20 protein-coding genes and 1 tRNA gene are annotated in these 22918 nt (G+C 53.7%); 13 read left to right on the forward strand and 8 right to left on the reverse strand.

From position 1 onward, the window contains the following. The first annotated feature begins 10 nt into the window (after positions 1-10). From ABDW36_RS24680 to ABDW36_RS24700, 5 genes are all read left to right on the forward strand, one after another. Positions 11-1171: an efflux RND transporter periplasmic adaptor subunit gene (locus tag ABDW36_RS24680; protein ID WP_343704615.1), complete on the forward strand. Its 1161-nt coding sequence runs from the start codon at positions 11-13 to the stop codon at positions 1169-1171. A 147-nt stretch (positions 1172-1318) separates the two neighbouring features. Next, positions 1319-2128 (forward strand): SDR family oxidoreductase, encoded by an 810-nt coding sequence (locus ABDW36_RS24685; RefSeq protein WP_343704616.1) that lies wholly within the window; start codon positions 1319-1321, stop codon positions 2126-2128. A 129-nt stretch (positions 2129-2257) separates the two neighbouring features. Then, positions 2258-3085: an SAM-dependent chlorinase/fluorinase gene (locus tag ABDW36_RS24690; RefSeq protein WP_343704617.1), complete on the forward strand. Its 828-nt coding sequence runs from the start codon at positions 2258-2260 to the stop codon at positions 3083-3085. Then, positions 3082-3366, forward strand: coding sequence for an antibiotic biosynthesis monooxygenase family protein (locus tag ABDW36_RS24695; protein WP_343704618.1), 285 nt, complete (start codon positions 3082-3084; stop codon positions 3364-3366). Before ABDW36_RS24690 ends, ABDW36_RS24695 begins: the two co-directional genes overlap by 4 nt. A gap of 95 nt (positions 3367-3461) precedes the next feature. Next, entirely contained in the window at positions 3462-6695 is a 3234-nt protein-coding gene (locus tag ABDW36_RS24700; RefSeq protein ID WP_343704619.1) for a DUF2723 domain-containing protein, read from the forward strand. 165 nt (positions 6696-6860) lie between these two features. Here the strand turns inward: ABDW36_RS24700 and ABDW36_RS24705 are convergent, their stop codons facing one another. Continuing rightward, entirely contained in the window at positions 6861-7700 is an 840-nt protein-coding gene (locus tag ABDW36_RS24705) for a sugar phosphate isomerase/epimerase (RefSeq protein ID WP_343704620.1), read from the reverse strand. A 182-nt stretch (positions 7701-7882) separates the two neighbouring features. On the opposite strand from ABDW36_RS24705, the gene ABDW36_RS24710 reads away from it, so the two are divergent. From ABDW36_RS24710 to ABDW36_RS24725, 4 genes are read left to right on the forward strand one after another with little or no spacing between them, the layout of a single operon-like run. Then, entirely contained in the window at positions 7883-8977 is a 1095-nt protein-coding gene (locus ABDW36_RS24710) for a VWA domain-containing protein (RefSeq protein WP_343704621.1), read from the forward strand. Between the two features lie 16 nt (positions 8978-8993). After that, positions 8994-10493: a sigma 54-interacting transcriptional regulator gene (locus ABDW36_RS24715; RefSeq protein ID WP_343704622.1), complete on the forward strand. Its 1500-nt coding sequence runs from the start codon at positions 8994-8996 to the stop codon at positions 10491-10493. A gap of 55 nt (positions 10494-10548) precedes the next feature. Continuing rightward, positions 10549-11835, forward strand: a complete 1287-nt coding sequence (locus ABDW36_RS24720) for a Gfo/Idh/MocA family oxidoreductase (RefSeq protein WP_343704623.1) — start codon at positions 10549-10551, stop codon at positions 11833-11835. Then, positions 11835-12581, forward strand: a complete 747-nt coding sequence (locus tag ABDW36_RS24725) for a DUF1080 domain-containing protein (RefSeq protein ID WP_343704624.1) — start codon at positions 11835-11837, stop codon at positions 12579-12581. The genes ABDW36_RS24720 and ABDW36_RS24725 overlap by 1 nt, the downstream gene beginning before the upstream one ends. A gap of 278 nt (positions 12582-12859) precedes the next feature. On the opposite strand, the gene ABDW36_RS24730 is transcribed toward ABDW36_RS24725, so the two are convergent. Continuing rightward, positions 12860-12930 (reverse strand) — tRNA-Cys (locus ABDW36_RS24730). A 96-nt stretch (positions 12931-13026) separates the two neighbouring features. Here ABDW36_RS24730 and ABDW36_RS24735 point away from each other — a divergent pair. The 3 genes from ABDW36_RS24735 (at position 13027) to ABDW36_RS24745 (ending at position 15756) form a co-directional block, all read left to right on the forward strand. After that, the gene (locus tag ABDW36_RS24735; protein WP_343704625.1) at positions 13027-13899 is read left to right on the forward strand and encodes a nucleoside phosphorylase; all 873 of its coding nucleotides are present in this window, start codon (positions 13027-13029) and stop codon (positions 13897-13899) included. 94 nt (positions 13900-13993) lie between these two features. After that, entirely contained in the window at positions 13994-14773 is a 780-nt protein-coding gene (gene dapF, locus ABDW36_RS24740) for a diaminopimelate epimerase (protein ID WP_343704626.1), read from the forward strand. Between the two features lie 44 nt (positions 14774-14817). Continuing rightward, entirely contained in the window at positions 14818-15756 is a 939-nt protein-coding gene (locus ABDW36_RS24745) for a magnesium transporter CorA family protein (protein WP_119080411.1), read from the forward strand. On the opposite strand, the gene ABDW36_RS24750 is transcribed toward ABDW36_RS24745, so the two are convergent. The 3 genes from ABDW36_RS24750 to ABDW36_RS24760 are packed head-to-tail and all read right to left on the reverse strand — an operon-like array spanning position 15753 to position 17256. Continuing rightward, the gene (locus ABDW36_RS24750; RefSeq protein ID WP_343704627.1) at positions 15753-16217 is read right to left on the reverse strand and encodes an NUDIX domain-containing protein; all 465 of its coding nucleotides are present in this window, start codon (positions 16215-16217) and stop codon (positions 15753-15755) included. The genes ABDW36_RS24745 and ABDW36_RS24750 overlap by 4 nt on opposite strands. A gap of 14 nt (positions 16218-16231) precedes the next feature. Beyond that, positions 16232-17029 (reverse strand): queuosine precursor transporter, encoded by a 798-nt coding sequence (locus tag ABDW36_RS24755; protein WP_343704628.1) that lies wholly within the window; start codon positions 17027-17029, stop codon positions 16232-16234. After that, positions 17026-17256, reverse strand: coding sequence for a hypothetical protein (locus ABDW36_RS24760; RefSeq protein WP_343704629.1), 231 nt, complete (start codon positions 17254-17256; stop codon positions 17026-17028). Before ABDW36_RS24760 ends, ABDW36_RS24755 begins: the two co-directional genes overlap by 4 nt. Positions 17257-17372: 116 nt before the next feature. On the opposite strand from ABDW36_RS24760, the gene ABDW36_RS24765 reads away from it, so the two are divergent. Next, positions 17373-19844: a YfhO family protein gene (locus tag ABDW36_RS24765; RefSeq protein WP_343704655.1), complete on the forward strand. Its 2472-nt coding sequence runs from the start codon at positions 17373-17375 to the stop codon at positions 19842-19844. Between the two features lie 111 nt (positions 19845-19955). On the opposite strand, the gene ABDW36_RS24770 is transcribed toward ABDW36_RS24765, so the two are convergent. From ABDW36_RS24770 to ABDW36_RS24780, 3 genes are read right to left on the reverse strand one after another with little or no spacing between them, the layout of a single operon-like run. Beyond that, positions 19956-20873 (reverse strand): glycosyltransferase, encoded by a 918-nt coding sequence (locus ABDW36_RS24770; protein ID WP_343704630.1) that lies wholly within the window; start codon positions 20871-20873, stop codon positions 19956-19958. After that, positions 20870-22105 (reverse strand): glycosyltransferase, encoded by a 1236-nt coding sequence (locus ABDW36_RS24775; RefSeq protein ID WP_343704631.1) that lies wholly within the window; start codon positions 22103-22105, stop codon positions 20870-20872. The genes ABDW36_RS24770 and ABDW36_RS24775 overlap by 4 nt, the downstream gene beginning before the upstream one ends. Beyond that, positions 22106-22918, reverse strand: a complete 813-nt coding sequence (locus tag ABDW36_RS24780) for a glycosyltransferase (RefSeq protein ID WP_343704632.1) — start codon at positions 22916-22918, stop codon at positions 22106-22108.

The following is a 22918-nucleotide window of genomic DNA, read 5'->3' on the forward strand; positions in this document are numbered from 1 at the left end:
CGGACACCACATGAAAGGAAACATCATCATCATAGCCGCCGCCATAGCCTTCTCCGCCTGCAGCAACAAAGGCAAGGCCCCCGCGGCAGACAGCACGGCCGCAGAGCCGCCACACACGGAAGACGTTGTGGAGATCACCGAAGCGCAGTTCAACACCATCCGCCTGCAAACCGGCAGCGTTGAGCAAAAAGAACTGAGCGGCACCATTAAAGTAAATGGCCTGCTGGACGTGCCGCCGCAGCAAATGTTGAGCATCTCCATGCCCATTGGCGGCATACTGCGGCATACAGACCTGCTGGAAGGGTACTGGGTGAAAAAGGGGCAGGTAATTGCTCAAATGGAGCACCCCGACTACATCCAGCTGCAGCAAGACTACCTGGAAACCAAAGCCCAGCTGGCCTTCCTGGACCTTGAGTATGAGCGGCAGAAGGAACTGAGCGCAGAAAACGTGAGCGCCAAAAAGACCTTCCAGAAAACCGACGCTGAGCGGAATACCCTCAAGGTGAGGCTGGAAGCCCTGAAGCAAAAGCTGCTGCTCATGAACATACAGGTAGCCAGGCTGGAAAGCGGTACCATACTCCGTTCCATTCCCGTGCTGGCGCCCATCAGCGGTTATGTTACCAAGGTAAACGCCAACGTGGGCAAATACGTGAGCCCCAATGAGCCCTTGTTCGAAATTGTAGACACGGAGCATCTGCATGCGGAGCTGACGGTGTTTGAGAAAGACATTCCCCGTCTCAAGATCGGCAACAAGGTACGGTTCATATTATCCAACGAGTCAAAGGAAAGAACCGCCACCATACATCTTGTAGGCCGGGAAATTGACAAAGACCGCACCATCCGCGTGCATTGCCATCTTGACCGGGAAGACAAGGAAATGCTGCCCGGCACCTACCTCAAAGCCTGGGTGGAGACCGGCGCCGCCAGGGTGCCTGCTCTCCCTTCAGCCGCCGTGGTAATGGATGCCGGCCGGCAGTACGTATTTGTGGCCACCGCTCAGCCGCGCCACTACCGCAGGGTAGAGATCAGGGCCGGAGTAACCGCTGGCGGTTATACTGAAGTGGTATTGCCGGAAGAGCTGCCTGCCGATGCGCAATACGTAACACAGGGCGCCCAGGACCTGCAGGCCAAAATGATGAACAGCGGGGAAGAAGGCGGGCACGCCCATTAACGGAAGTTCCAAACATTTTCATCAATACCCCGCAGGCCGGCTGAAGCATTTGTTTCAGGCCGGCCTTTTTTACATATTCCCCCTCCCATTTCCCCTCTTTCACCAAATAATTTTTCTTATTGTGTGCCGCTCCGTTATTTTTGCGCCATGCAAAGCACCTTTCAGTATAAATCCGTTGTGATCACAGGGGGAACTTCAGGGATAGGGAGAGCACTGGCCGTCGCTTTTTTGCAGGCGGGGGCCAGGGTATCGGTTTGCGGCCGCAGGGAAGCCGCACTGGCCTCCCTCAGCCAGGAGGTTAACAACCCGCTGCTGCACACCTTTGTGGCGGACGTAGGCAGGGAAGCTGATTGCAAGGCATTTATAGACAGCGTGCTGGAAAAATACGGCGGCATAGACATCCTGATCAACAACGCCGGCGTAAGCATGCGCGCCCTCTTCCGGGATGTGGAGGTAGACGTGCTGAAAACCCTGATGGATATCAATTTCTGGGGCACCGTGTACTGCACCAAGTTTGCATTGCCGTCTATAACCGCCAACAAAGGCACCATTGCCGGCGTTTCTTCTATTGCCGGTTACCGCGGCCTGCCGGGCAGAACGGGCTATTCCGCCTCCAAGTTTGCCATGCAGGGTTTCCTGGAAACATTACGCACAGAAAATTTGCATACAGGCGTGAACGTGATGTGGGTATGCCCCGGCTTCACTTCTTCCAATATCCGCAACACCGCCCTTGACCAGACGGGCCACTCCCAAAGGGAAACACCGCTGGACGAGTCACGGCTGATGAGCGCGGAGGAAGTGGCGCAGCATACGCTCAAAGCCATTGCCAAAAGGAAACGTACGGTAGTGCTCACTTTACAGGGAAAACTGACCGTGCTGCTCAGCCATGTGATACCCCGCTGGGCAGACAAACTGGTATTCAATCACTTCCGGAAAGAGCCCGGCTCTCCTCTCTGAACATTTCCGGCCCGGTATGTGTATATCCCTATGTGTATAAAAGAAATCAAATTGTTTTCAACATTACTTTGATAAAATGACTTTCTTTGCACAGATTTCCCCTGTGCTTTATAGTTCCGGATGTACAACATGCCCATCATCACACTAACATCAGACATCGGTTTGCAGGATTACCTCGCAGGCGCCATCAAGGGCCTGTTGCTGCAACACTGTGCAGATGCCCACGTGGTGGACATTTCCCATCATATTTCACCCTTCAACCTTCCTCAGGCCACCTACATCTGCCGCAGCGCCTTCCATTATTTTCCCGAAGGCGTGTACCACCTGGTGCTCAACAACCTGTTTGACCGCAAGGCGGATTACGTGCTGATAGGCCGCCACAACGGCCAGTACATCTGCTGTGCGGACAACGGGCTGCTGACCATGATAGCAGGGGAAAAACCCGCCGAAGTATACCGCCTGCCGCTGCCCGCGGGGGAAACACGCAATACCCTCAACATTGTACGCGCCATGGCGCAGGCGCTGGCACAGCTGATAGCCGGCGCCCCGCTGGATGCCATCGGCACGCCGGCCCCTGAAATAGTCGTCAAAAACAACCTGCAGCCCCTCACCGGGGAAGATTATATTGAAGGCCAGATCATCCATATAGACAATTTTGAGAACGTGGTGGTGAACATTACCCGCGAGCAGTTCACCGAGCACCGCCGGGACCGCCGGTTTGCCATCTTCTTCCGGCGCGATGAAATGATCACCCAGATCAGCGAAACCTATGCAGACGTGGCGGAAGGCCAGAAACTGGCCCTCTTCAATGCCGCCGGTTACCTGGAAATTGCCGTGAACAAGGGCAATGCCGCCGGCCTCTTCGGCCTGCAGGGCTTCCGGCGTGACCAGTTGCAGCAGGGCTCTTTCCAGCAGCTATCCTTTTATCAAACCGTCAGAATCCTCTTTGAAGAATGATCCGGATCGTGAAACTCAGCTTTGACCCCGCCCGTTCCGCGGACTTCGAGGCCATCTTCGAAGCCCGCCGCCATGCCATCCGCCATTTTCCCGGCTGCCACCACCTGGAGCTGTGGAAAGACAAGATGCACCCCGGCGTCTATTTCACCTACAGCACCTGGGATGACACCGCCGCGCTGGACGCCTACCGCCATTCTCCCCTTTTCACCGAAGTATGGGCCTCCATTAAAGGCTGGTTTTCCGGCAAGCCTGAAGCCTGGAGCCTTGACCGGAAGGCCTGATTTGTTAAAACATTTATAAAAAGTTAAAACTGTTGTTCACATTAGCTTAATTGGTTACTTTTTCTATTTTTGTCGGAATTATCTAAAACAACCTTATGAATTTTAACCGGATTAATAACATTGCGGGCTGGATAGTGTGCATAATTGCCTGCACGGTGTATTTAATGACGATGGAAGCCACGGGCAGCCTGTGGGACTGCGGGGAGTTCATTTCGGCTGCCTACAAGGTGCAGGTGCCCCACCCCCCCGGCGCTCCGCTCTTTGTGCTGCTGGGCCGGCTGTTCACCCTTCCGTTCTCTCCCTCCGAAGCTTCCCTGGGCGTTAACATCATGAGCGCCCTGGCCAGCGGTTTTACGATCCTGTTCTTATTCTGGACAATCACCCACTTTGCCCGCCGCATCCTCTCCAAGAACGGCGAGCCCCTGAGCAACCAGCAACTGCTGGCCGTAATGGGCGCCGGCGCCATTGGTGCGCTGGCCTACACTTTCTCCGACTCTTTCTGGTTTTCCGCCGTTGAAGGCGAAGTATACGCCATGAGCTCCCTGTTCACCGCCATCGTGTTCTGGGCCATGCTCAAATGGGAACATGAAGCGGATACCCAGTACGGAGACCGCTGGATAGTGCTGATAGCCTACATGATGGGCCTCTCCATTGGCGTACACCTGCTCAACCTGCTCACCATACCCGCTATGGTGCTGATCTACTACTTCAAACGCAGTAAAAAAGTAAATACCACCGGCGCGTTCTGGGCTTTTGTACTTGGCTGCGTGCTTACCGGCCTGGTACAGAAATTCATCATACAAGATACCATCAAGGCCTCCGGCATGATGGACGTGTTCTTTGTGAATAGCCTGCATATGCCCTTCTTCTCCGGCTTCACCTTTTATTTCGTAGCCATCATAGTGATGCTGGTATACGGGTATTTCAGGCCGAAATTCGGGTTTTATGTGCCCCTCATCATTGTGGCATCCGTTATTGCCATTCCGGCTTTTGCGGATGGGGACGGCGCCGGCGTCCGTATTCTGCGCTTCATCCTGGCCGCAGCCGTATTATTGGTACCCTACTTCATTAAATTGTTCGGTGTAGAGCTGAACGCACAAAAGCTGAAACACTTTGTGCAGCTCACCAATTCCTGCATATTCTTCCTGCTGATGGGTTACTCCACGTACGTGACCACCATGGTGCGCTCCTCCGCAGACCCGTCTGTAGACATGTATAATGTAGACAACCCGGTGTCTCTGGTAGGCTACCTCGGCCGCGAACAATACGGGGATTTCCCGCTGCTGTACGGCCAGGTGTTTACCGCCCGCCCGGAATCTTATGAAGAAAAAGGCACGGTGTACGCCCGCAGCAATAAAGAATACATTCCCGTTGGCAAAAAACAGGTGCCCGTATACGCCAGCAAAGACAAGATGCTGTTCCCCCGCGTGTGGGACGCCAGCAACGACCAGGGCCACGCAGATTATTACAAGGCCTTCCTGGGCCTCAAGGAAGGCGAAGCGCCTACCTTCGGGGACAATATCAAGTTCTTCATCGGTTACCAGCTCAACTTCATGTACATCCGCTACTTCATGTGGAACTTTGCCGGCAAGCAAAACGATGTGCAGGGCTTTGGCAACCCGCGTGACGGCAACTGGATCTCCGGCATTGCCCCGCTCGACAATGCGCTTTACGGAGACCAAAGCGAGATGCCCGACAGCCTGAAGAACAACAAGGCGCGGAATACCTTCTACTTCCTGCCGCTGATACTGGGGCTGATCGGTTTCTTCTTCCATTACAACCGCCACAAGCGAGACGCGTTCATTGTCGGGCTGCTCTTCTTCTTCACCGGTATTGCCATTGTGCTGTACCTGAACCAGGCCGGCAACCAGCCGCGTGAACGTGACTATGCTTACGTGGGCTCTTTCTATGCCTTTGCCATCTGGATTGGTTTGGGCGTGCTCAGTATTTATAACTTCTTTATTAAAAAGAACGCCGTGGCCAAAATGGCCGCGCCGCTCGCCATCATACTCTGTTTTGTGGCCGTGCCCATGCTGATGGCGCAACAGGGCTGGGATGACCATGACCGTTCCAAGAAAGTGCTGGCCCGCGACGTGGCCCGTGACTACCTGGAATCCTGCGCTCCCAACGCCATCCTGTTCACCGTGGGGGATAACGATACCTACCCCCTCTGGTACGCACAGGAAGTGGAAGGCATCAGGCCAGACATCCGCGTGATCAACCTCAGCCTGCTGGGCGTAGACTGGTACATTGCCCAGCAAACCAGGGCCGTTAACCAGAGCCCCGCCATTGAAATGACGCTGGGCGCTGACAAATACCGCGGCGAGAACCGCAACTATGTAATGCTGTATGATAACGGCCAGGTGCCGCAAGACCGCTACTTCAACCTGAAGGAAGTGATCAACTTCATTGGCGATGACCGTGACCAGGCCAAAGTGCCCCTGAACACCGGCGAAAAAGTGAACTACCTGCCCACGCAGAAAATGTTCATACCGGTAGATGTGGCGGAAGTGGTGAAAAACGGCACGGTAGATATACAGGACAGCGGCCGCATCTCCCCGCAGGTGCCCTTCGTGATCCCGAAACAGGTAGTGTACAAAAACGACCTGGCGGTGTATGACATCATAGCCACCAACGCATGGAAACGCCCGATATACTTCACCTCTCCCGTAGACCTCGGCTTTAACGAGTACCTGCAGGTGGAGGGCCTCACCTACCGGCTGGTGCCCACGCGCAGGCCCGCATCTGACGAAATGCTGCCCGGCCTCAACGACCAGGTGCATACCCGCAAGATGTACGAAAACCTGATGGACAAGTTTGTATACGGCAGCGTGAACATTGAAGGCGTATACTTTGACGAGCCCAACCGCCGCATGCTGCAGAGCATCCGCAATTCTTACACCAAGCTGAGCGTGGCCCTCACCAAAGAAGGCAAGAAAGACAGCGCGCTGAAAGTGCTGGACCGCCAGGATTCCGTGTTCCTGCCCGGCAACATGCCTTACGCCCTCACCTCCCCCGGTAACATGCACAACCTGTGGAGCATGGAAGTGGTGTATGCCTACTACATTGCCGGCAATACCAAACGCGCCAACGAAATATCAGACGAGATCACCAAAGACCTGGAACAGCAAATGCGCTACTACCGCGGCCTGCCGCCCCGCCTGTTCACCAATGACCTGCAGGACGACGCCCAGCGCGCAGAGCGCTTCATCCTGATGCTGAAGCAATGGAAGCTGGATTTCGGGAAAGACTCCGCCAGGAGCAATGAAGCCGGCGGGCAGTTCAGTACAGTGCCTGACAGTGTTCCGAAAACGGATAGTGGTAAATAACTTCTCCCAGATAAAAAAAACTCCCGGTATGAGCGCCGGGAGTTTTTTTATAGTGCGATGTCTGGCAGGTGATACTTCCAGGCAATCATCTTAGCATGCGATAATAAGAAAGCGCCGGTGGGAAACACTCCCCCGGCGCTTTCTTTCATTTTATCGCTCCCGCAATTACAGTTTCGATATCATGCCCCGCACGTTCTTCACGCTTTCCCTGATCTCCGGTACACTGTTAAACCAGTTGTACTCGTATTCCGCGGAGAAAAGCCCCTTGAATTTCTGCTTTTTCAGCTCTTTCAGCACCCCTTCAATATTGCAAACCCCGGTACCCCATACCACGTCGTGGCCCTGGCGGGATTTTTCGTGCAGGTCTTTCAGGTGCAGGCTGTACACGCGGCCATTCAGTTTTTGCAGGCACTCAATGGGATCAAGCCCGGAACGTACCCAGTGGCCAATGTCCGCGCAGGCGCCCATATACTGGCTGCGGCCTTTGATGGCGGCCAGCACGCTGTCTGGAGACCAGTAGTGGCTGGGCTTCGGGTGGTCATGGATGGCCACCTTGATCTTGTACTCGTCACACAGCCTGGACACCAGGTCCAGGTCTTGCGTACGCGGTTCGGAGGTGATGATCTGGATGTTCATGGCTTTGGCAAACTCGAACAGCTGTTTCCATTCCTCTTCGCTCCTGGGGCTTACTACGCCGAAAGCCACCAGCGTTTTCTTTTTGCTTTTCAGCAGGTCCAGCACCTGCTGGCGTTTGGCGGCATCCATCTTGAAGTCCATTTTACCTTCAATATTCCCCCCGATGGTCTGGCCAGGGTAACATTCCACGTATTGCAGCCCGCAGGAGTCCAGTTTATCCAGCGCCTGGGTGAGGGTAAACCTGTTGAATGAATAAGCCTGGGCACCCAGTTTCCAGCCCAGCTTCGCTTCCTGTTTTTGTGCAACGGCCGTGGTGAACAGCATGGCAGCCATTCCCAGGCTCAGCAGCCCTTTTCGTAATGAATTCATAGACGTGTTTTTAAGAAAGGTAAAATAAATGAATAAACAGCCATTTTTTAAATTTTCCGGCCCGCTTTTTTAACTTTTTTCGCCCCAGCGCTTTTTTGCGTAAATTAGACCTGATATGCAGCCCGGGTGACCGCCATCGTCAATGGCTCCCACCGGGTTAATAAACAAGACAAAACAAGGGGATGAAAGGATTCATTTTCTCCCGGTTTGACCCGTCGGAGAACCAACAGTCGCCGTTCGAAAAATTGCTGGACATTTTCACGCAATTACTCACTTATACCAGCGGGGATGTGGCAGAGGCCCTGCAGTGGCTCACAGAGCTAGACAAAGAATACCAGCTTTCCAATAACGAGTATGGCATAGGTGATTTTATTCAAGACCTGAAAGACAAAGGTTACATCCGGGAAAATGAGGAAAGCGGCCAGATGGACATTACCGGCAAAACGGAGCAGACCATCCGGAAACGCGCGCTGGAAGAAATTTTCGGCAAACTCAAAAAGTCCAACATCGGAGATCACAATATCCGTAAATCAGGTATGGGGGACGAATTGAACGCGGAAACCCGGCCCTATGCATTTGGGGACGCCCTGGAGCAGATAGACATGACCGCCTCCATCCGCAACGCCCAGATCAACCACGGCATAGAGGCGTTTTCCATGCAGCAGGACGACCTGGAGATCCGCGAAACGGACTTCAAGACCCAAACCTCCACCGCCCTCATGATTGACATTTCCCACTCCATGATACTCTACGGGGAAGACCGGATCACCCCCGCCAAAAAGGTGGCCATGGCGCTCAGCGAGCTGATCACCACCCGCTACCAGAAAGACACGCTGGACATCATTGTGTTCGGCAACGATGCCTGGCAGATAGAGATCAAAGACCTGCCCTACCTGCAGGTAGGCCCCTACCACACCAACACGGTGGCGGGGCTGGAGCTGGCCATGGACATTCTCCGCAGGCGGCGCAATCCCAACAAACAGATCTTTATGATCACAGACGGGAAACCCACCTGCCTCAAGCAGGGCAAACAGTATTACAAGAACAGCTTCGGGCTTGACAGGAAGATACTCAACCGCACCCTCAACCTGGCCGCCCAGTGCAAAAAACTCAAAATACCCATCACCACCTTTATGGTAGCCACAGATCCCTGGCTGCAGCAATTTGTAAAAGAATTTACGGAAACCAATAACGGCAAGGCTTTTTTCTCCGGCACAGACAAACTGGGCCAGTTCCTCTTCTACGATTTCGAAAGCGGGAAAAGAAAACGGCTATAAAACAGCAACACAAGCAATGGAAAAGATCAAAACGCTCGGCGAGCTTAAAAAAAGTGGTTATACCTACCGCACCGTGAAAGAGGAGATCAGGCAGAACCTGATACTGAAGCTGAAAAGAAAGGAAAGCACTTTCCCCGGCATCATCGGGTATGATGATACCGTGATACCCGATACCGAAAGAGCCCTGCTCTCCCGGCACAACATCCTGTTCCTGGGCCTGCGCGGACAGGCAAAAACGAGGATGGCCCGGCAAATGACAGACCTGCTGGACGAATGGATACCCATTGTGGCCGGCTCCGAGGTGAACGACAATCCCTTTGCGCCGCTCAGCCGCCATGCGCGTGACCTGGTAGCCACCCTGGGAGACAAAACGCCCATAGAATGGCTGCCCCGTGAAGCACGCTACGGGGAAAAGCTGGCTACGCCGGATGTATCTGTAGCAGACCTCATTGGCGACGTAGACCCCATCAAAGCCGCCAACGAAAAGCTCAGCTATGCGGATGAAAGGGTGATCCATTTCGGCATCATTCCCCGCTCCAACCGCGGTATATTTGTGATCAACGAGCTGCCGGACCTGCAGGCCCGCATACAGGTAGCCCTCTTCAACATACTGCAGGAAGGAGATATACAGATACGCGGTTTCAAAGTACGTATGCCGCTAGACATCCTGTTTGTGTTCACCGCCAACCCGGAAGACTATACGAACCGCGGCGCCATTGTAACGCCGCTGAAAGACCGTATAGAAAGCCAGATCATCACTCACTATCCCAAAACGCTTGAAAATTCGCTGCTCATTACCGAACAGGAAGCCGCCATACACGAAGAGCAACAGGGCGCCGTGCGCATGCCTGACATCATCAAGCGGCTCATAGAGCAGGTGGCGTTTGAGGCCCGCACCAGCGAGTGGGTAGATAAAAAAAGCGGCGTTTCCGCCCGCCTCACCATTGCCGCGTTCGAGAACGCGGTAAGCGCGGCAGAACGCAGGGCCATCATCAACAAGGAAAAGAGCACCCAGGTACGGATCAATGACCTGCAGGGCATCATACCCGCCATTACGGGAAAAATAGAGCTGGTGTACGAAGGCGAGCAGGAAGGGCCGCTGCAGGTGGCCGTAAACCTGCTGGAAAAGAGTGTGCGCACCACCTTTGCCCAGTACTTCCCCAACCCTGACGCGTTCAAGAAACGCAAGGCCGGCGCGGCAGACGTAAATCCGTACCGCACCATCATCCAGTGGTTTGACCAGGGCAATGCCCTGCAACTGATGCAGGACACTACAGACAAGCAGTACGAAGCCGCCCTCACACAGGTAAGCGGGCTGCCGGAGCTGGTGAAGCACCTTTTCCCGCAGGCCAACAAACAGGAGCAATTGCTGATGATGGAAATGGTGCTGCACGGGCTGGCCGCCTATTCCCTGCTCAGCAAGAAAACCTTTGAGAGCGAAACCCGTTTCTCTGACCTCCTGGGCACCATGATGAATTTTGGGGCAACAGGGGACCCTGAAGAGGAAGAAATATAGTTTCCTTTTCATATCTTGGCTTTCATTTACTCCACGTCTAAATACATGAAAACTTATGCACAGAAGAAACTTTCTCCTGAACTCCGGCACCTTCCTGGCCGGGTCGGCCCTCTTCCCTTCTGCCCTGCGCGCTTTTGCCCCCAGTGACCGTGTTAACTTTGCGGTGATAGGCGTGAACGGCATGGGATGGAGCAACCTCAACGGCCTGCTGAACCACCCCGAAGCGCAATGCGTAGCGCTTTGCGACGTAGACAAGAACGTGCTGGACAAACGGGCCGCAGAGCTGGCCCAAAAGAACATTACCAATGTAAAGCTCTACAGTGACTACCGCAAGCTGCTCGAGAACAAAGACATTGACGCCGTGGTGATAGGTACGCCTGACCACTGGCATTGCCTGCAGATGACAGACGCCTGCGCTGCCGGCAAGGATGTATACGTTGAAAAGCCCATCGGCAACTCCATTGCCGAATGCCGCGCCATGGTAGCCGCCCAGCAGCGCCACAACCGCGTGGTGCAGGTGGGCCAGTGGCAGCGCAGCATGCAGCATTTTAATGACGCTATTGACTTTGTACATTCCGGGAAGCTCGGCAATGTAAGGCTGGTAAAAGCCTGGGCGTACATGGGCTGGATGAAGTCCATTCCCAAACAGCCCAACTCCGCCCCGCCCGCCGGTGTAGACTATAAAAGCTGGCTGGGCCCGGCGCAAACCCGGCCCTTCGATCCCAACCGTTTCCACTTCAACTTCCGCTGGTACTGGGATTACGCCGGCGGCCTGATGACAGACTGGGGCGTGCACCTCATAGACTATGCGCTCTATGGCATGAAAGCTTCCAACCCCAAGTCTGTAGTAGCTTCCGGCGGCAAGTTCGCCTACCCTGACGATGCCGCGGAAACGCCTGATACGCTCACCGCCATTTACGAATTTGACGGCTTCAACATGCAGTGGGAGCACGCTACCGGTATAGATGGCGGCCCCTACGGCCGTACCCACGGCATTGCCTTCCTGGGCAATAACGGCACCCTGGTGCTGGACCGCGGCGGCTGGGAGGTGATACCCGAAAAAGACAAAATGGAAGCCGTACCCCGCGTAAAAGCCTCTGACAACGGGCTGGTGAAACACACCAAAAACTTCCTGGACGTGATCAAGTCACGCAACCTCAAAGACCTGCACTGCGACATCCAGACCGGCGCCAACGTAGCCGTGAATGCGCAAATGGGCAATATCGCCTTTAAAACAGGCCAGAAAGTGTACTGGAACAAAGAAAAGCAGCAGTTTACAGACGCCGCTGCCAACAAGCTCATCACACCCGTTTACCATAACAGTTATAAATTGCCTAAATAATGAACATGTACCGTTTTTCTTCCCTGCTGGTATCAGCCGCCCTGCTGGTGCCCGCTATCAGCGCAGACGCACAGCAGAAGGGTAAACCCGAAGACACTGAAGTATGGGAACCCGTGCCCGCCGTGGTAACACCCGGCAGCGGCACTGCCGCCCCCTCAGACGCTATTGTACTGTTTGACGGAAAGAACCTTGACCAATGGGAATCCGAAAAAGGCGGCGCAGCCCCCTGGACGCTGAGCAACGGCGCCATGACCGTGGCGCCCAAAAAAGGCGGTATCAAAACCAAAGCCTCCTTCGAAGACTTCCAGCTGCATATTGAATGGCGCACGCCGTCCGTAGTAAAAGGCGAAGGCCAGGGCCGCGGCAACAGCGGCATCTTCCTGCAAAGCAACTACGAACTGCAGGTGCTGGACAATTACAATAACAAAACCTACTCCAACGGCCAGGCCGGCAGTTTGTACAAACAAGCCATTCCGCTGGTGAACGCCTGCAAAAAGCCCGGTGAATGGCAAACCTACGATGTGATCTGGACCGCCCCACGCTTCAATGCAGACGGCAGCCTGAAATCTCCGGCCCGCATCACCGTGCTGCACAACGGCATACTGGTACAGAATAACACGGAGTTGCTTGGCAAAACGCTGTACATCGGCAAGCCGTACTACGAAAAGCACGGCGCCATGCCGCTGATGCTGCAAGACCATGGAGACCTGGTGAGCTACAGGAATATCTGGATACGGAAGTTATAAGTACGCATAACAACCTTTTGGAAGACGGCCGGGGAATGATTCCCGGCCTTTTTTTGGAAGATCCTGAGCAGGAGAAGACCACAATTGAACCAGGTCGAAACCGGGTGTGATATAGGTCTAATATAGGTGCAACATAGGTCTAATATAGGTCTGATATAGGTGTGATATAGGTCTAATATAGGTCTAACATAGGTGTGATATAGGTAGGATATAGGTCTCGTTTTCCGCAAAGGCCCGTTCTGAAAACAAAAAACCTTCTCCAAAAGAGAAGGTTTCTGAGGTTCCGAGCGGATTCGAACCGCTGTATAAGGTTTTGCAGACCTCTGCCTAGCCACTCGGCCACGGAACCATTAATTTTGTTGGACTGCAAAAGTAGTAAATTTTCGATATTTGCCAAATCTGATTACAAGATATTCATTTATGAATTAAAAAAAATACACCATATATGACCAGAATAGCCGAATCAGAACTGATACTCAACGCCCGCGGCGCCGTGTACCACCTGGACGTACGTCCGGAAGAGCTGGCGGAGACCGTCATCACCGTAGGTGACCCTGACAGGGTGCAGGCTGTGAGCCGGCACTTTGACCGTATGGAAGGCACCTACCGCCACCGCGAGTTTGTGACGCATACCGGCTACATCGGGCAAAAACGGCTCTCTGTGGTGTCTACCGGTATTGGCACAGATAATATAGACATTGTGCTCAACGAGCTGGACGCGCTGGTCAATATTGATTTCAACACCCGCCTGGTAAAGGAAGAACCTGCAGCGTTGCAGATCATCCGCCTGGGTACGGCCGGCTCCCTGCAGGAATCCGTACCGGTAGACAGTTTCGTGGTGTCTTCTCACGGGCTGGGGCTGGATAACCTGCTGCCTTTTTATACTTACCAGAATACCCCGGAAGAACTATTGCTGCTGGAGGCCTTTCGCGGGCAAATACGCCTGCAGCCCAATGCTGCGCGGCCCTACCTGATAGAAGCAGCCTCAACACTGCTGGAACGGTTTACAGACGGTTTTCACACCGGCATTACCGTAACCTGTCCAGGCTTTTATGCCCCGCAGGGCAGAGCGCTGCGCGGCGGCCTCTCCCACCCGGACCTGATTGAGCAGCTCAGCGGTTTCAGCTTCGAGAACCGGCATATCACCAATTTTGAAATGGAAACCGCCGGTATTTATGGCCTTGGCCGTGTGCTGGGGCACCACTGCCTGTCCATCAGCGCCATTGTGGCCAACCGCATCAGGCAGGAGTTCAGCAAAGACGGCAACGCCGCTGTAAACGCGCTGATAGAGAAAGCGCTGGGTATCATTGCGCAGTAAAAGCCCCGTTCGGCCCACGTTCCGGCGTTTTCTGCAACAGTACCGGCCCACGCCTCATTGCACGCTGAAAAAACATTTTTACCTTTGCACCAGCATGAACATTCATTTCTACAAATACCAGGGAACCGGCAACGACTTTGTGATCGTAGACAACCGGAACGGCGCTTACAGCGGCCTCACCACAGCGCAGATAGCTCACCTGTGCGACCGCCGCTTCGGCATCGGCGCAGACGGGCTGATGATGCTCGAAACCCACCCGGAATACGACTTCCAGATGAAGTATTACAATGCGGACGGGCGCGAAGGCAGCATGTGCGGCAACGGCGGCCGCTGCCTCACGGCTTTTGCCCGCCAGATGGGTATTGATAAAAAAGAAGTGCGGTTCATTGCAGTAGACGGCCCCCATGAAGCCCGCTTCCGGGAAAACGGCTGGGTTAACCTTAAAATGCAGAACGTAGACTGGATGGAGGTAGGAAATATGTATTTTTATCTCAATACAGGCTCTCCCCACTTTGTAAAGTTTGTAACAGACGTGCAGGAGGTAGATGTATACCAACAAGGCCGGGAAATCCGTTATAATGAACGGTTTGCTGCCGAAGGTACCAATGTGAACTTTGTACAGGAGGTAGACAACGGCATTTTTGTACGCACCTACGAGCGGGGCGTGGAAGATGAAACCTACTCCTGCGGCACCGGCGTTACCGCGGCGGCGCTCACCGCCGCCCCCGCAGAAGCAGGCACCTACAACATACCCGTTGAAACCCTTGGCGGCCACCTGGAGATCAGCTTCACCCGCACCGGGGAACGGAGCTTTTCGGATATATGGCTGTGCGGCCCCGCCACCCTTGTATTTGAAGGAAATATTAATATTTGACCCGCCTGCTATAGGTAAATTAATTCCACTACCTTTGCGCCCGGATGATCCAGTATTTCAAAAATATAGATGCCCGCACGGTAGCCATTGAACGCCCGGAAAACGGCGCCTGGGTGAATATTACCCCGCCCCTCAAACAGGCAGAGTTTGAACAGCTCTCCGAAGAGCTGGATATTCCCCTGGACTTCCTCACGGACTCCCTGGATATTGATGAAAAAGCCCGCTTCGAGCTGGAAGACAATGTGAAGCTCATCGTTATCAAAACACCCACTGAAAACAATTCCATCAACGAAAGCGACGCCTACTACATCACCATCCCCATCGTTATCATCCTCACCCACAACCAGATCGTTACCGTTAACTCTTTCGACAACGCCGCCATCAAAAAATTCCTCAACACCTTCCACAACCGCCACCCCGAAAAACGGAACATGATGGTGCTGAAGGTGTTTGAAAAAGTGGTCATGAACTTCCTGGATTACCTGAAGGAGATCAACCAGCGCCGTAACCTGCTGGAGCAAAAGCTGTATGACTCCAACCGTAATGAGGAGCTGCTGTACCTGATGCGTATCCAGAAAAGCCTGGTGTACTTTGTAACGGCCCTGCGCAGCAACGAGCTGCTGCTCATGAAGCTGGAGCGCACCAATTTCATGGGCCTTAATGACGACGAGAAAGAGTTCCTGCATGACCTGATCGTAGACACTTCACAGGCCCTTGAAATGGCCAATATCTACACCAATATCCTCAGCAGCACTATGGATGCTTTTGCCAGCATCATTTCCAATAACCTGAACTTTGTGATGAAGCGCCTCACCTCCATCACCATTGTGCTCACCCTGCCCGTACTGGTAGCCAGCATTTACGGCATGAACGTGGAGATACCCTACGCCCACTCCCGGTACGCCTTCTACATACCCGTTACCATTGCCATTGTAACCGCCGTGGTAATGAGCTGGTATTTTATGAAGAAAAAATGGTTCTAGGGCTGTAGCTGTTCGTACTTCTTTTTCACAATGTCTGCCAGCACCTTGTCAATAGGCAGCGTCACCGCTTCGCTTGAAAACTCGTTCCAGTCTACCCAGCGTACCCCTTCCACCTGCGTGGCGCCGGCCGGTATGTCAAAGTCGAAAGGTTTCTCCAGCAAAGGCGCGGTGAAAGGAGAAACCGGTTTTACGAGATAATAGATGGAGATGATCTGGTTAACATCGTCGAAAGCGGATATCTGGAAAAAATCTGTGGTGTAAATGTGCTCCACTACCTCAATATCCTGGTTCAGCTCCTCTTTCCATTCCCTGATCATGCACTCCAGCGTGCCTTCCCCAAACTCCAGTCCGCCGCCGGGAAACTTGGTGTAATACCCTCCGCGGATATATTCGTCACTCACCAGCACCTGCTTTTTTTCATTGAACATGATGCCGTACACCCTTATCGTAAATTTTGACATGACTGCTGCTGTTTTTACCTGTTCATGGCGGCCTGCCTCATTTCCGTGGCCTTCTCGTGGCCCAGGTACCTTTCAATGATACCGTGTATCCAGTAGATCACGGGCGTGAGCACAATGGCCACCGTAAATTTATAGATGTAATTGATAATACAAACGCTCAGCACCAGGCCCATAGACCATACCTCGTTCCCGTCAGGGTTATAGATAGAAGGCGCCAGGCGGAACGCCACGAAGAGCACCACAAAGCTGTCTATCAGCTGGGAAATCAACGTGGAGCCGGTGGCGCGCAGCCATATTTTCTTTTCGCCGGTCACTTTCTTGATCTTGTGGAAGGTGAACACGTCTACCAGCTGCCCAATGAGAAAGGCCAGCACGGAGGCAATGATGATATAGGAACTTTGCCCCAGTATCTGCGCATAAGCGGCGTCCATATCAGGTACGCCTGACTTTTGCTTCATGGTCACAAAAAAGGCGGCGGGTGAAAGCTGGATGGCGCAGAAAAATATGAGGAAAGCAAAGATGATCAGGCCCACCGTCATGTAAGACAGGAAACGGACGCCTTTCATGCCGTAATATTCGTTGATGATGTCTGTCATGATGAACACTACCGGCCATAGCAGCACGCCGGCCGTCATGTTGAAGCTGTAGGGGTCTCCCAGTATCATCAGGCTGGCAGGTTGCATGCCCAGCGTAGCTTCCAGCGAAAATATCTTTACTCCTATGATTTCGGCAATGAGCGCATTGGCCACAAAAAAGCCGCTCAGGATGATGAACAGCCGGGTGGGTTTATCTTTCAGGATATTGGTGATCATGATATGAACAATTCCGTTTGAACGAGCAAGATAATAACATTCAGTACAAAAATATAGGGATGCATGTTGGCCCACTGCACCTTGCGGGTGAGCAGCAGGATGGCCCCCAGCAGGCAGGTGATGATATTTAACGGCGCCGCCACCAGTCCGCCCAGTACCATGATGTGTTTCACCACATGTTCCCAGGTGTCTGCATAGTCCATCATCCTGATCACAAAGCCGATCAAATAACAACAATTGCAAATAAAGCTCAACTTTATCAGGAACCTCAGCCAGCTCATATTGAAATTTCGGATAAAATACAGTTATTTTGGATTCTTTAAAACTAAATCTGTTTTACGTGATGAAGCAAAACTGGCAAAAAGCCGTTCTCCCGCATGTATATGCCATCCTCCTCTTCCTGGGGCTTGCATTTTTATTCTGCAGCCCGGTGCTGGAGGGCATGGAAATCAGGCAGAATGATACGGTGCAATGGCAAGCCATGTCACAGGAAGCCCGTGAATACAAAAATGCCACCGGCATAGATCCCTTGTGGACCAATGCCATGTTTGGCGGCATGCCCACTTACCAGATCTTTATGGCGCAGGACAATTATACATATTTCCTGCACCAGATACTGACCCTGGGGCTGCCCAAACCGGTGAACTTCTACTTCCTGGCCATGATCGGTTTTTACATCTTGCTGAACGTGATGGGCTTCCGGCATTGGATCACCATTATTGGCGCTATTGCCTTCGGTTTTACTTCCTATACTTCGATGATCATTTCTGCCGGGCATGATACCAAGATGTTCACCATAGCCTACATTGCGCCGATGCTGGCGGGCATTTTGCTGACCTACCGTGGCAGGTACTGGATAGGCGGCGTCATTACCTGCATTACCCTGGCGCTGATGACCACCTCCGGCCACTACCAGATATTGTATTACATGCTGCTGGTGTGCCTCATTATTGGCATAGTGTACGTGGTGCACGCCATCCGCACGCAGCAGGTGCCGCATGTGATCAAGGCCTCACTGGTGCTGATCGTTTCCGGGGCCTTGTCTGTACTGCCTTCTACCGTCAATATCTGGACCACCTCTGAATATTCCAAATATACCATGCGCGGCGGCCACTCCGAACTGTCTGCCCCTGAAGGGGAAGAAGGAGATAAATCTGCCGGGGGCCTCACCAAAAGCTACGCCTTTGCCTGGAGCCAGGGCCTCACCGAGCCGCTGACCATATTTGCCCCCAACCTTTACGGCGGACAAAGCACGGGGCCTTTGTCTACTTCCAGCGCCACCTACAAGGCATATACCAGCCTGGGCATGCCGGCCGCACAGGCAGAGCAGTATGCCGAGAACTCTCCGCGTTACTGGGGGCCGCAAAGTATGGTAGACGGGTCTATCTATTGGGGCGCCGTGATCATATTCCTGTTCGTACTGGCGCTGTTCATTGTGAAAGACTTTAACAAATGGTGGATAGTGGCCGCCTCCATTCTGGGAGTATTCCTGGCCTGGGGAGACAACTTCGCTGTTTTCAACTACTTCCTGTTTGACTACCTGCCGCTGTACAACAAATTCAGGGCGCCCGCACAGGCGCTGATCATACCGCAGGTACTGGTGCCGCTGCTGGCCTGCTGGGCACTGAACGATGCCGTAAGCGGCACCATAGACAAACCACAGCTCCTCAAGCAGCTTAAAAAAGCGTTTTACATCACCGGCGGCATATGCCTGGCGCTGATACTGGGCTCTTTCGGCATTATTCACTTTACATCTTCTGCAGACTACGCCAGGAATTTCTATACACAGATCACGCAGGGCAACCAGCAGATCATAGATACCATGATGACGGCCATTATTGAAGACCGTGCTTCCCTGCTGCGTATAGACGCCCTCCGCAGCCTGGCCATCATGGCCGTTGCCTTCGGCCTCCTGTGGGCGCTGCTGCAGCAAAAAATAAAACCGGCTGTGTTCTTTGCCGCCATGACCGCCCTGGTTGCCATTGACCAGATACCGGTGGCATACCGTTACCTCAACAAAAAGAATTATGTAACACCCACAGACTACAGCAGGATATTTGAGCCCAGCCCTGTAGACCAGGCCATCAAACAGGATAAAGACCCATATTACCGTGTATTCAACGCCGTTAATTTCCAGGACGCGCTGAACTCTTACCACCACAAGGCCGTGGGAGGCTACAGCCCGGTGAAGCTGGCGCTTTATCAAGACCTGATCGTTCACCAGATCAGCAAAGGCACGCCCGGAGTGCTCAACATGCTGAACGCCAAATACATCATTTTTGCAGACAGCCTGGGGCAGCTGGCTTACCAGCAGAACCCTGCCGCCCTGGGCAACGCCTGGTTTGTAGACAGCCTGGTATGGGCCAAGAACGCTGATGAGGAAATGAAAACGCTGGACCATCTGCCCACCGCCCGCGCTGCTGTTGTAGACGAGCGCTTCAAGCCCGTGCTGAACAACTTTGTGCCCGGCAGGGACTCAGCCAGCCAGATCAAACTCACGCAATACGGCCTCAACCAGCTCAACTACCAAAGTTCCAACGCCAAACCCGGTTTTGCCGTATTCTCGGACGTATATTATCCCGCAGGCTGGAATGTGTATATAGACGGGAAGAAGGACGAGATAGTACGGGTCAACTACCTGCTGCGGGGCGTAAAAATACCCGCAGGGCAACATACTATTGAAATGAAATTTGAGCCGCGCTCCTATTATCTGGGCAATGCCATTTCGCGCTGGTCTTCCGCGCTGATGCTGGTACTGCTGGGCGGTGCGCTGGTGTATGAGATCAGGAGAAGAAGGAGTACACCGGCAGCTTAAGCATATTGTATTTCCGGTCAAAACGGGCGTTCCTTCAAGGGCGCCCGTTTCCGTTTACGGCACGTGCTGTTTGAAAAAAGCGTCTGCTTCACTGATCACCTGCTGCCGGGATCAATACCACCACCTGGCCCCCACGCTCCGCAGGTATCTCCTGGCCTCCTCTCCTAACGGCGTTCTGCGCTCCCGGCCGGGGATGCGCGCTACTTCCCGCCAGCCGCTGAGCCATTCCTTCCAGTTCCACGATGTTTTTTTGAGGAACTCCAGAGACCACATGACCGCTGTGGTGCAGAAGTACAGGCGCGGCAGATAACGGTAGGCTACCTTGCTTTTATTCACCCAGAGCATTTTCATCTTGATCATCTGCGGCGTGCGGCCCAGGGGAGATTCGTTGTGGAGCACCACAATGGAAGCATCATAAGCAATGCTGTAGCCCTGCTCTATGACGCGGTAGGTAAGATCATATTCTTCCATGCCGTAAAAAAAATCAACCGGGTACACGCCGGCTTTTTCATATACCTCTTTCAGCACGGCATGCCCGCAGCCAATAAAATAAGGGGCCAGGAAGAAGGTTTTACGACGGTATTTTTCAAACTGTTTGTGTGGAAAAGCGTTCACCTGCATCTGGCCGGTGCTGGCATACAATACCTTGAAGCAAAGAATGCCGGTGTGGTTATCTGCCAGCCGCGGACTGGCAAAGGCTTCTGCTATCTGTTGCAAGGCCGTATGGTCCTGGAAGGCCGCATCATCATCTATGGTAACCAGAATGGGCGCCGAGGCCATGGAAATGCCCAGGTTACGGCCGCGCGCCACGCCCAGGTTCTCCTGCGAGTAGTGGTAACGGAAAGGGATATGGGCATGGGCTTCCATAAAAGCCTGTACCGGCGCATAATCTGCGGTAGATGCGTTGTTAATGACAATCACTTCTTGCAGCAGGCTGCCCGCCTGCTGCTGGCCGGCCAGGTTGCGCAGCAGGGCCAGCAGGTCATCCGGCCGGTTGTAAGTGATGATGATGACGGACAGTTGTTTCATAATTCCAGCAAAAGCGAGCGGTAGGCCTGTGCAAATGCCTCCATCCCGAAATGTTCACGTGCGTAGCGGATATTGGCTTCCGCAATGGCCTGCAGCTGCTCCGGCTGCTGCTGCCAGCGCGCCAGGCATTGCACCGCCTGCCGCACTATGCCGGCCTCCTGCTGTGTATGATCAAGCAGGAAACCGTTTTCCCCGTTCTTTACATGATAAGGGATGTCTCCCACGTCTGTGGCCAGTACGGCCAGTCCCCGCGCCATGGCTTCCATGATCACCATGGGGAAACCTTCACGGGTGGAAGTGATCATGATGACCCGATGCTGCCGGTAAATGGCGTCTATTGCCGCAGCATCCGTCTGCTCCCCGTAGAAATGCCCGTAGGGCCGCAGCTCCGCCGGTACGGCAGCTTCTACCGGCCCCAGGAAACCGGCGGGCAGGTTGGATGCTTTTGCTATTTCAGCTACCAGCCATGGACGTTTTTCTTCCGTGCCGCGGCCAACGTACAGGAGCGACAGCGGCGGACGGGCATATGCCCCCTGCCCATGCCGGTGGCGTATTTCCCTTCCCGGGCCGGCAGTAAACCCTTCACCTGCAGAGCCGCCGCGTTCCGGCAGCTGAATACCATTCATAATAAGCCGGATGCGTTCCTCAAACTGTGCCGGTACTTTGTAACGCTTATACAAAGCAAGGTGCTGCGCTATGCTGTCACGGCTGATCATTACCGTAGCGGTGAAAAACGGCAGAAAAGGCAGGCGGATGTAAGAAAAGCTGCAGAATGAGTGGATCAGCTCTATCTGGCGTACACCGGGCCGCAGATGCGGGCTCAGTTTGTATGCAAAATTGCACTGACCGTTGAACACCACCGGCGCATGGCGCTGGCGGTGAACATAACCGGCGGCAATGCCACGCCAGATGAGGTTCAGGAAGTACAGCCACTTGTTGTCCGTATAGGCGGATATGTTATGGATGGTGATGTTGGGCGCCCTGAACTGCGGCAGCATGGCTTCGTTCATTGACTTTTTGGTGAAGAACACCACTATTTTCTTTTCAGGGAACAGCTTCACTATCTCGCTGTGCACTTTTTCCGCACCGCCAACATGGTAAAAGGGAAAAAAGAAAAAGATGTCATACTCTTCCTTTAGTGGCCTGAAACGGGCTATCCATCTGCCCAGCAGGGCAAAAGGGAAGATGATCACATCTTCCAGCCGTCTTTTTAATATCAGCCACTGGTACATCTATTTTGCCGGTTTTAAGGATTTGGCCATGGCGGTTGCGAGGTCTTTCAACATACCGCCCAGCACGGCCCTGTCAAAACTGTTGAATTTCCCGTTGCTGAGGCGTTTTTTCAGGAAGCGCCACTTGCACCGGAAATGTTTGTAAAATACATTTTTCTTTTTGAGGTGATGGCTGGTGATGGATGTGCCGTGTACGCGGTACAGCAGCAGCGCTTCGGGCACCTTTTCCATCACTTCCCCGTTTGCCTGCATACGCAGCCAGAGGTCATAGTCTTCTATATGCCGCTGGGCGGGGTTGTAGCCGTATTGCCGCATTGCGGCGGTGCGGGCCATAATGCCGGGGTGGGCCATGCAGTTGAGGTATGGCAGCGCCTGCCGTATTTGCGCGGCGGTATAATTGGCGCGGTCTTCCGGCCAGGCGCCCGTTTCCTCTCCCTTTTCGTTGATGAAGGTCACAAAACAGCCTACCACCGCGGTTTGCGGGTGGGCATCCAGCCAGGCGGCCTGTTTGGCGAAGCGCTGCGGCAGGCAAATATCGTCTCCGTCCATCCGCGCCAGGTATTGCCCGCGCGCCTCCGCAATGCCGCGGTTGAGCGTGGCCACCAGCCCGCTGTTGGGCTGCTCCAGGTAACGGATGCGGCTGTCTGTGAACGACCGGATGATGCTGGCGCTATTGTCCGTAGAGCCATCATTGATCACGATCAGCTCAAAATTGCCGAAGGTTTGAGACAGGATGCTTTCCATGGTAGCGGCCAGGTAAGCAGCGCTGTTGTACACCGGCAGTATTACAGATATGGCGGGCGTTTCCGGCAT

This window comes from Chitinophaga sp. (genome assembly GCF_039596455.1).
Taxonomy (GTDB): Bacteria; Bacteroidota; Bacteroidia; order Chitinophagales; family Chitinophagaceae; genus Chitinophaga.

What these genes read in the sequence shown, in the direction of transcription:
- ABDW36_RS24720 (WP_343704623.1), top strand. Translation starts at nt 10,549, where the DNA reads ATGCACAGAAGAAACTTTCTCCTGAACTCCGGCACCTTCCTGGCCGGG.
- ABDW36_RS24725 (WP_343704624.1), top strand. Translation starts at nt 11,835, where the DNA reads ATGAACATGTACCGTTTTTCTTCCCTGCTGGTATCAGCCGCCCTGCTG.
- ABDW36_RS24755 (WP_343704628.1), bottom strand. Translation starts at nt 17,029, where the DNA reads ATGATCACCAATATCCTGAAAGATAAACCCACCCGGCTGTTCATCATC.
- ABDW36_RS24765 (WP_343704655.1), top strand. Translation starts at nt 17,373, where the DNA reads ATGAAGCAAAACTGGCAAAAAGCCGTTCTCCCGCATGTATATGCCATC.
- ABDW36_RS24780 (WP_343704632.1), bottom strand. Translation starts at nt 22,918, where the DNA reads ATGCCGGAAACGCCCGCCATATCTGTAATACTGCCGGTGTACAACAGC.
- ABDW36_RS24700 (WP_343704619.1), top strand. Translation starts at nt 3,462, where the DNA reads ATGAATTTTAACCGGATTAATAACATTGCGGGCTGGATAGTGTGCATA.
- ABDW36_RS24715 (WP_343704622.1), top strand. Translation starts at nt 8,994, where the DNA reads ATGGAAAAGATCAAAACGCTCGGCGAGCTTAAAAAAAGTGGTTATACC.
- ABDW36_RS24745 (WP_119080411.1), top strand. Translation starts at nt 14,818, where the DNA reads ATGATCCAGTATTTCAAAAATATAGATGCCCGCACGGTAGCCATTGAA.
- ABDW36_RS24735 (WP_343704625.1), top strand. Translation starts at nt 13,027, where the DNA reads ATGACCAGAATAGCCGAATCAGAACTGATACTCAACGCCCGCGGCGCC.
- ABDW36_RS24710 (WP_343704621.1), top strand. Translation starts at nt 7,883, where the DNA reads ATGAAAGGATTCATTTTCTCCCGGTTTGACCCGTCGGAGAACCAACAG.
- dapF (WP_343704626.1), top strand. Translation starts at nt 13,994, where the DNA reads ATGAACATTCATTTCTACAAATACCAGGGAACCGGCAACGACTTTGTG.
- ABDW36_RS24770 (WP_343704630.1), bottom strand. Translation starts at nt 20,873, where the DNA reads ATGAAACAACTGTCCGTCATCATCATCACTTACAACCGGCCGGATGAC.
- ABDW36_RS24685 (WP_343704616.1), top strand. Translation starts at nt 1,319, where the DNA reads ATGCAAAGCACCTTTCAGTATAAATCCGTTGTGATCACAGGGGGAACT.
- ABDW36_RS24695 (WP_343704618.1), top strand. Translation starts at nt 3,082, where the DNA reads ATGATCCGGATCGTGAAACTCAGCTTTGACCCCGCCCGTTCCGCGGAC.
- ABDW36_RS24680 (WP_343704615.1), top strand. Translation starts at nt 11, where the DNA reads ATGAAAGGAAACATCATCATCATAGCCGCCGCCATAGCCTTCTCCGCC.
- ABDW36_RS24775 (WP_343704631.1), bottom strand. Translation starts at nt 22,105, where the DNA reads ATGTACCAGTGGCTGATATTAAAAAGACGGCTGGAAGATGTGATCATC.
- ABDW36_RS24750 (WP_343704627.1), bottom strand. Translation starts at nt 16,217, where the DNA reads ATGTCAAAATTTACGATAAGGGTGTACGGCATCATGTTCAATGAAAAA.
- ABDW36_RS24690 (WP_343704617.1), top strand. Translation starts at nt 2,258, where the DNA reads ATGCCCATCATCACACTAACATCAGACATCGGTTTGCAGGATTACCTC.
- ABDW36_RS24705 (WP_343704620.1), bottom strand. Translation starts at nt 7,700, where the DNA reads ATGAATTCATTACGAAAAGGGCTGCTGAGCCTGGGAATGGCTGCCATG.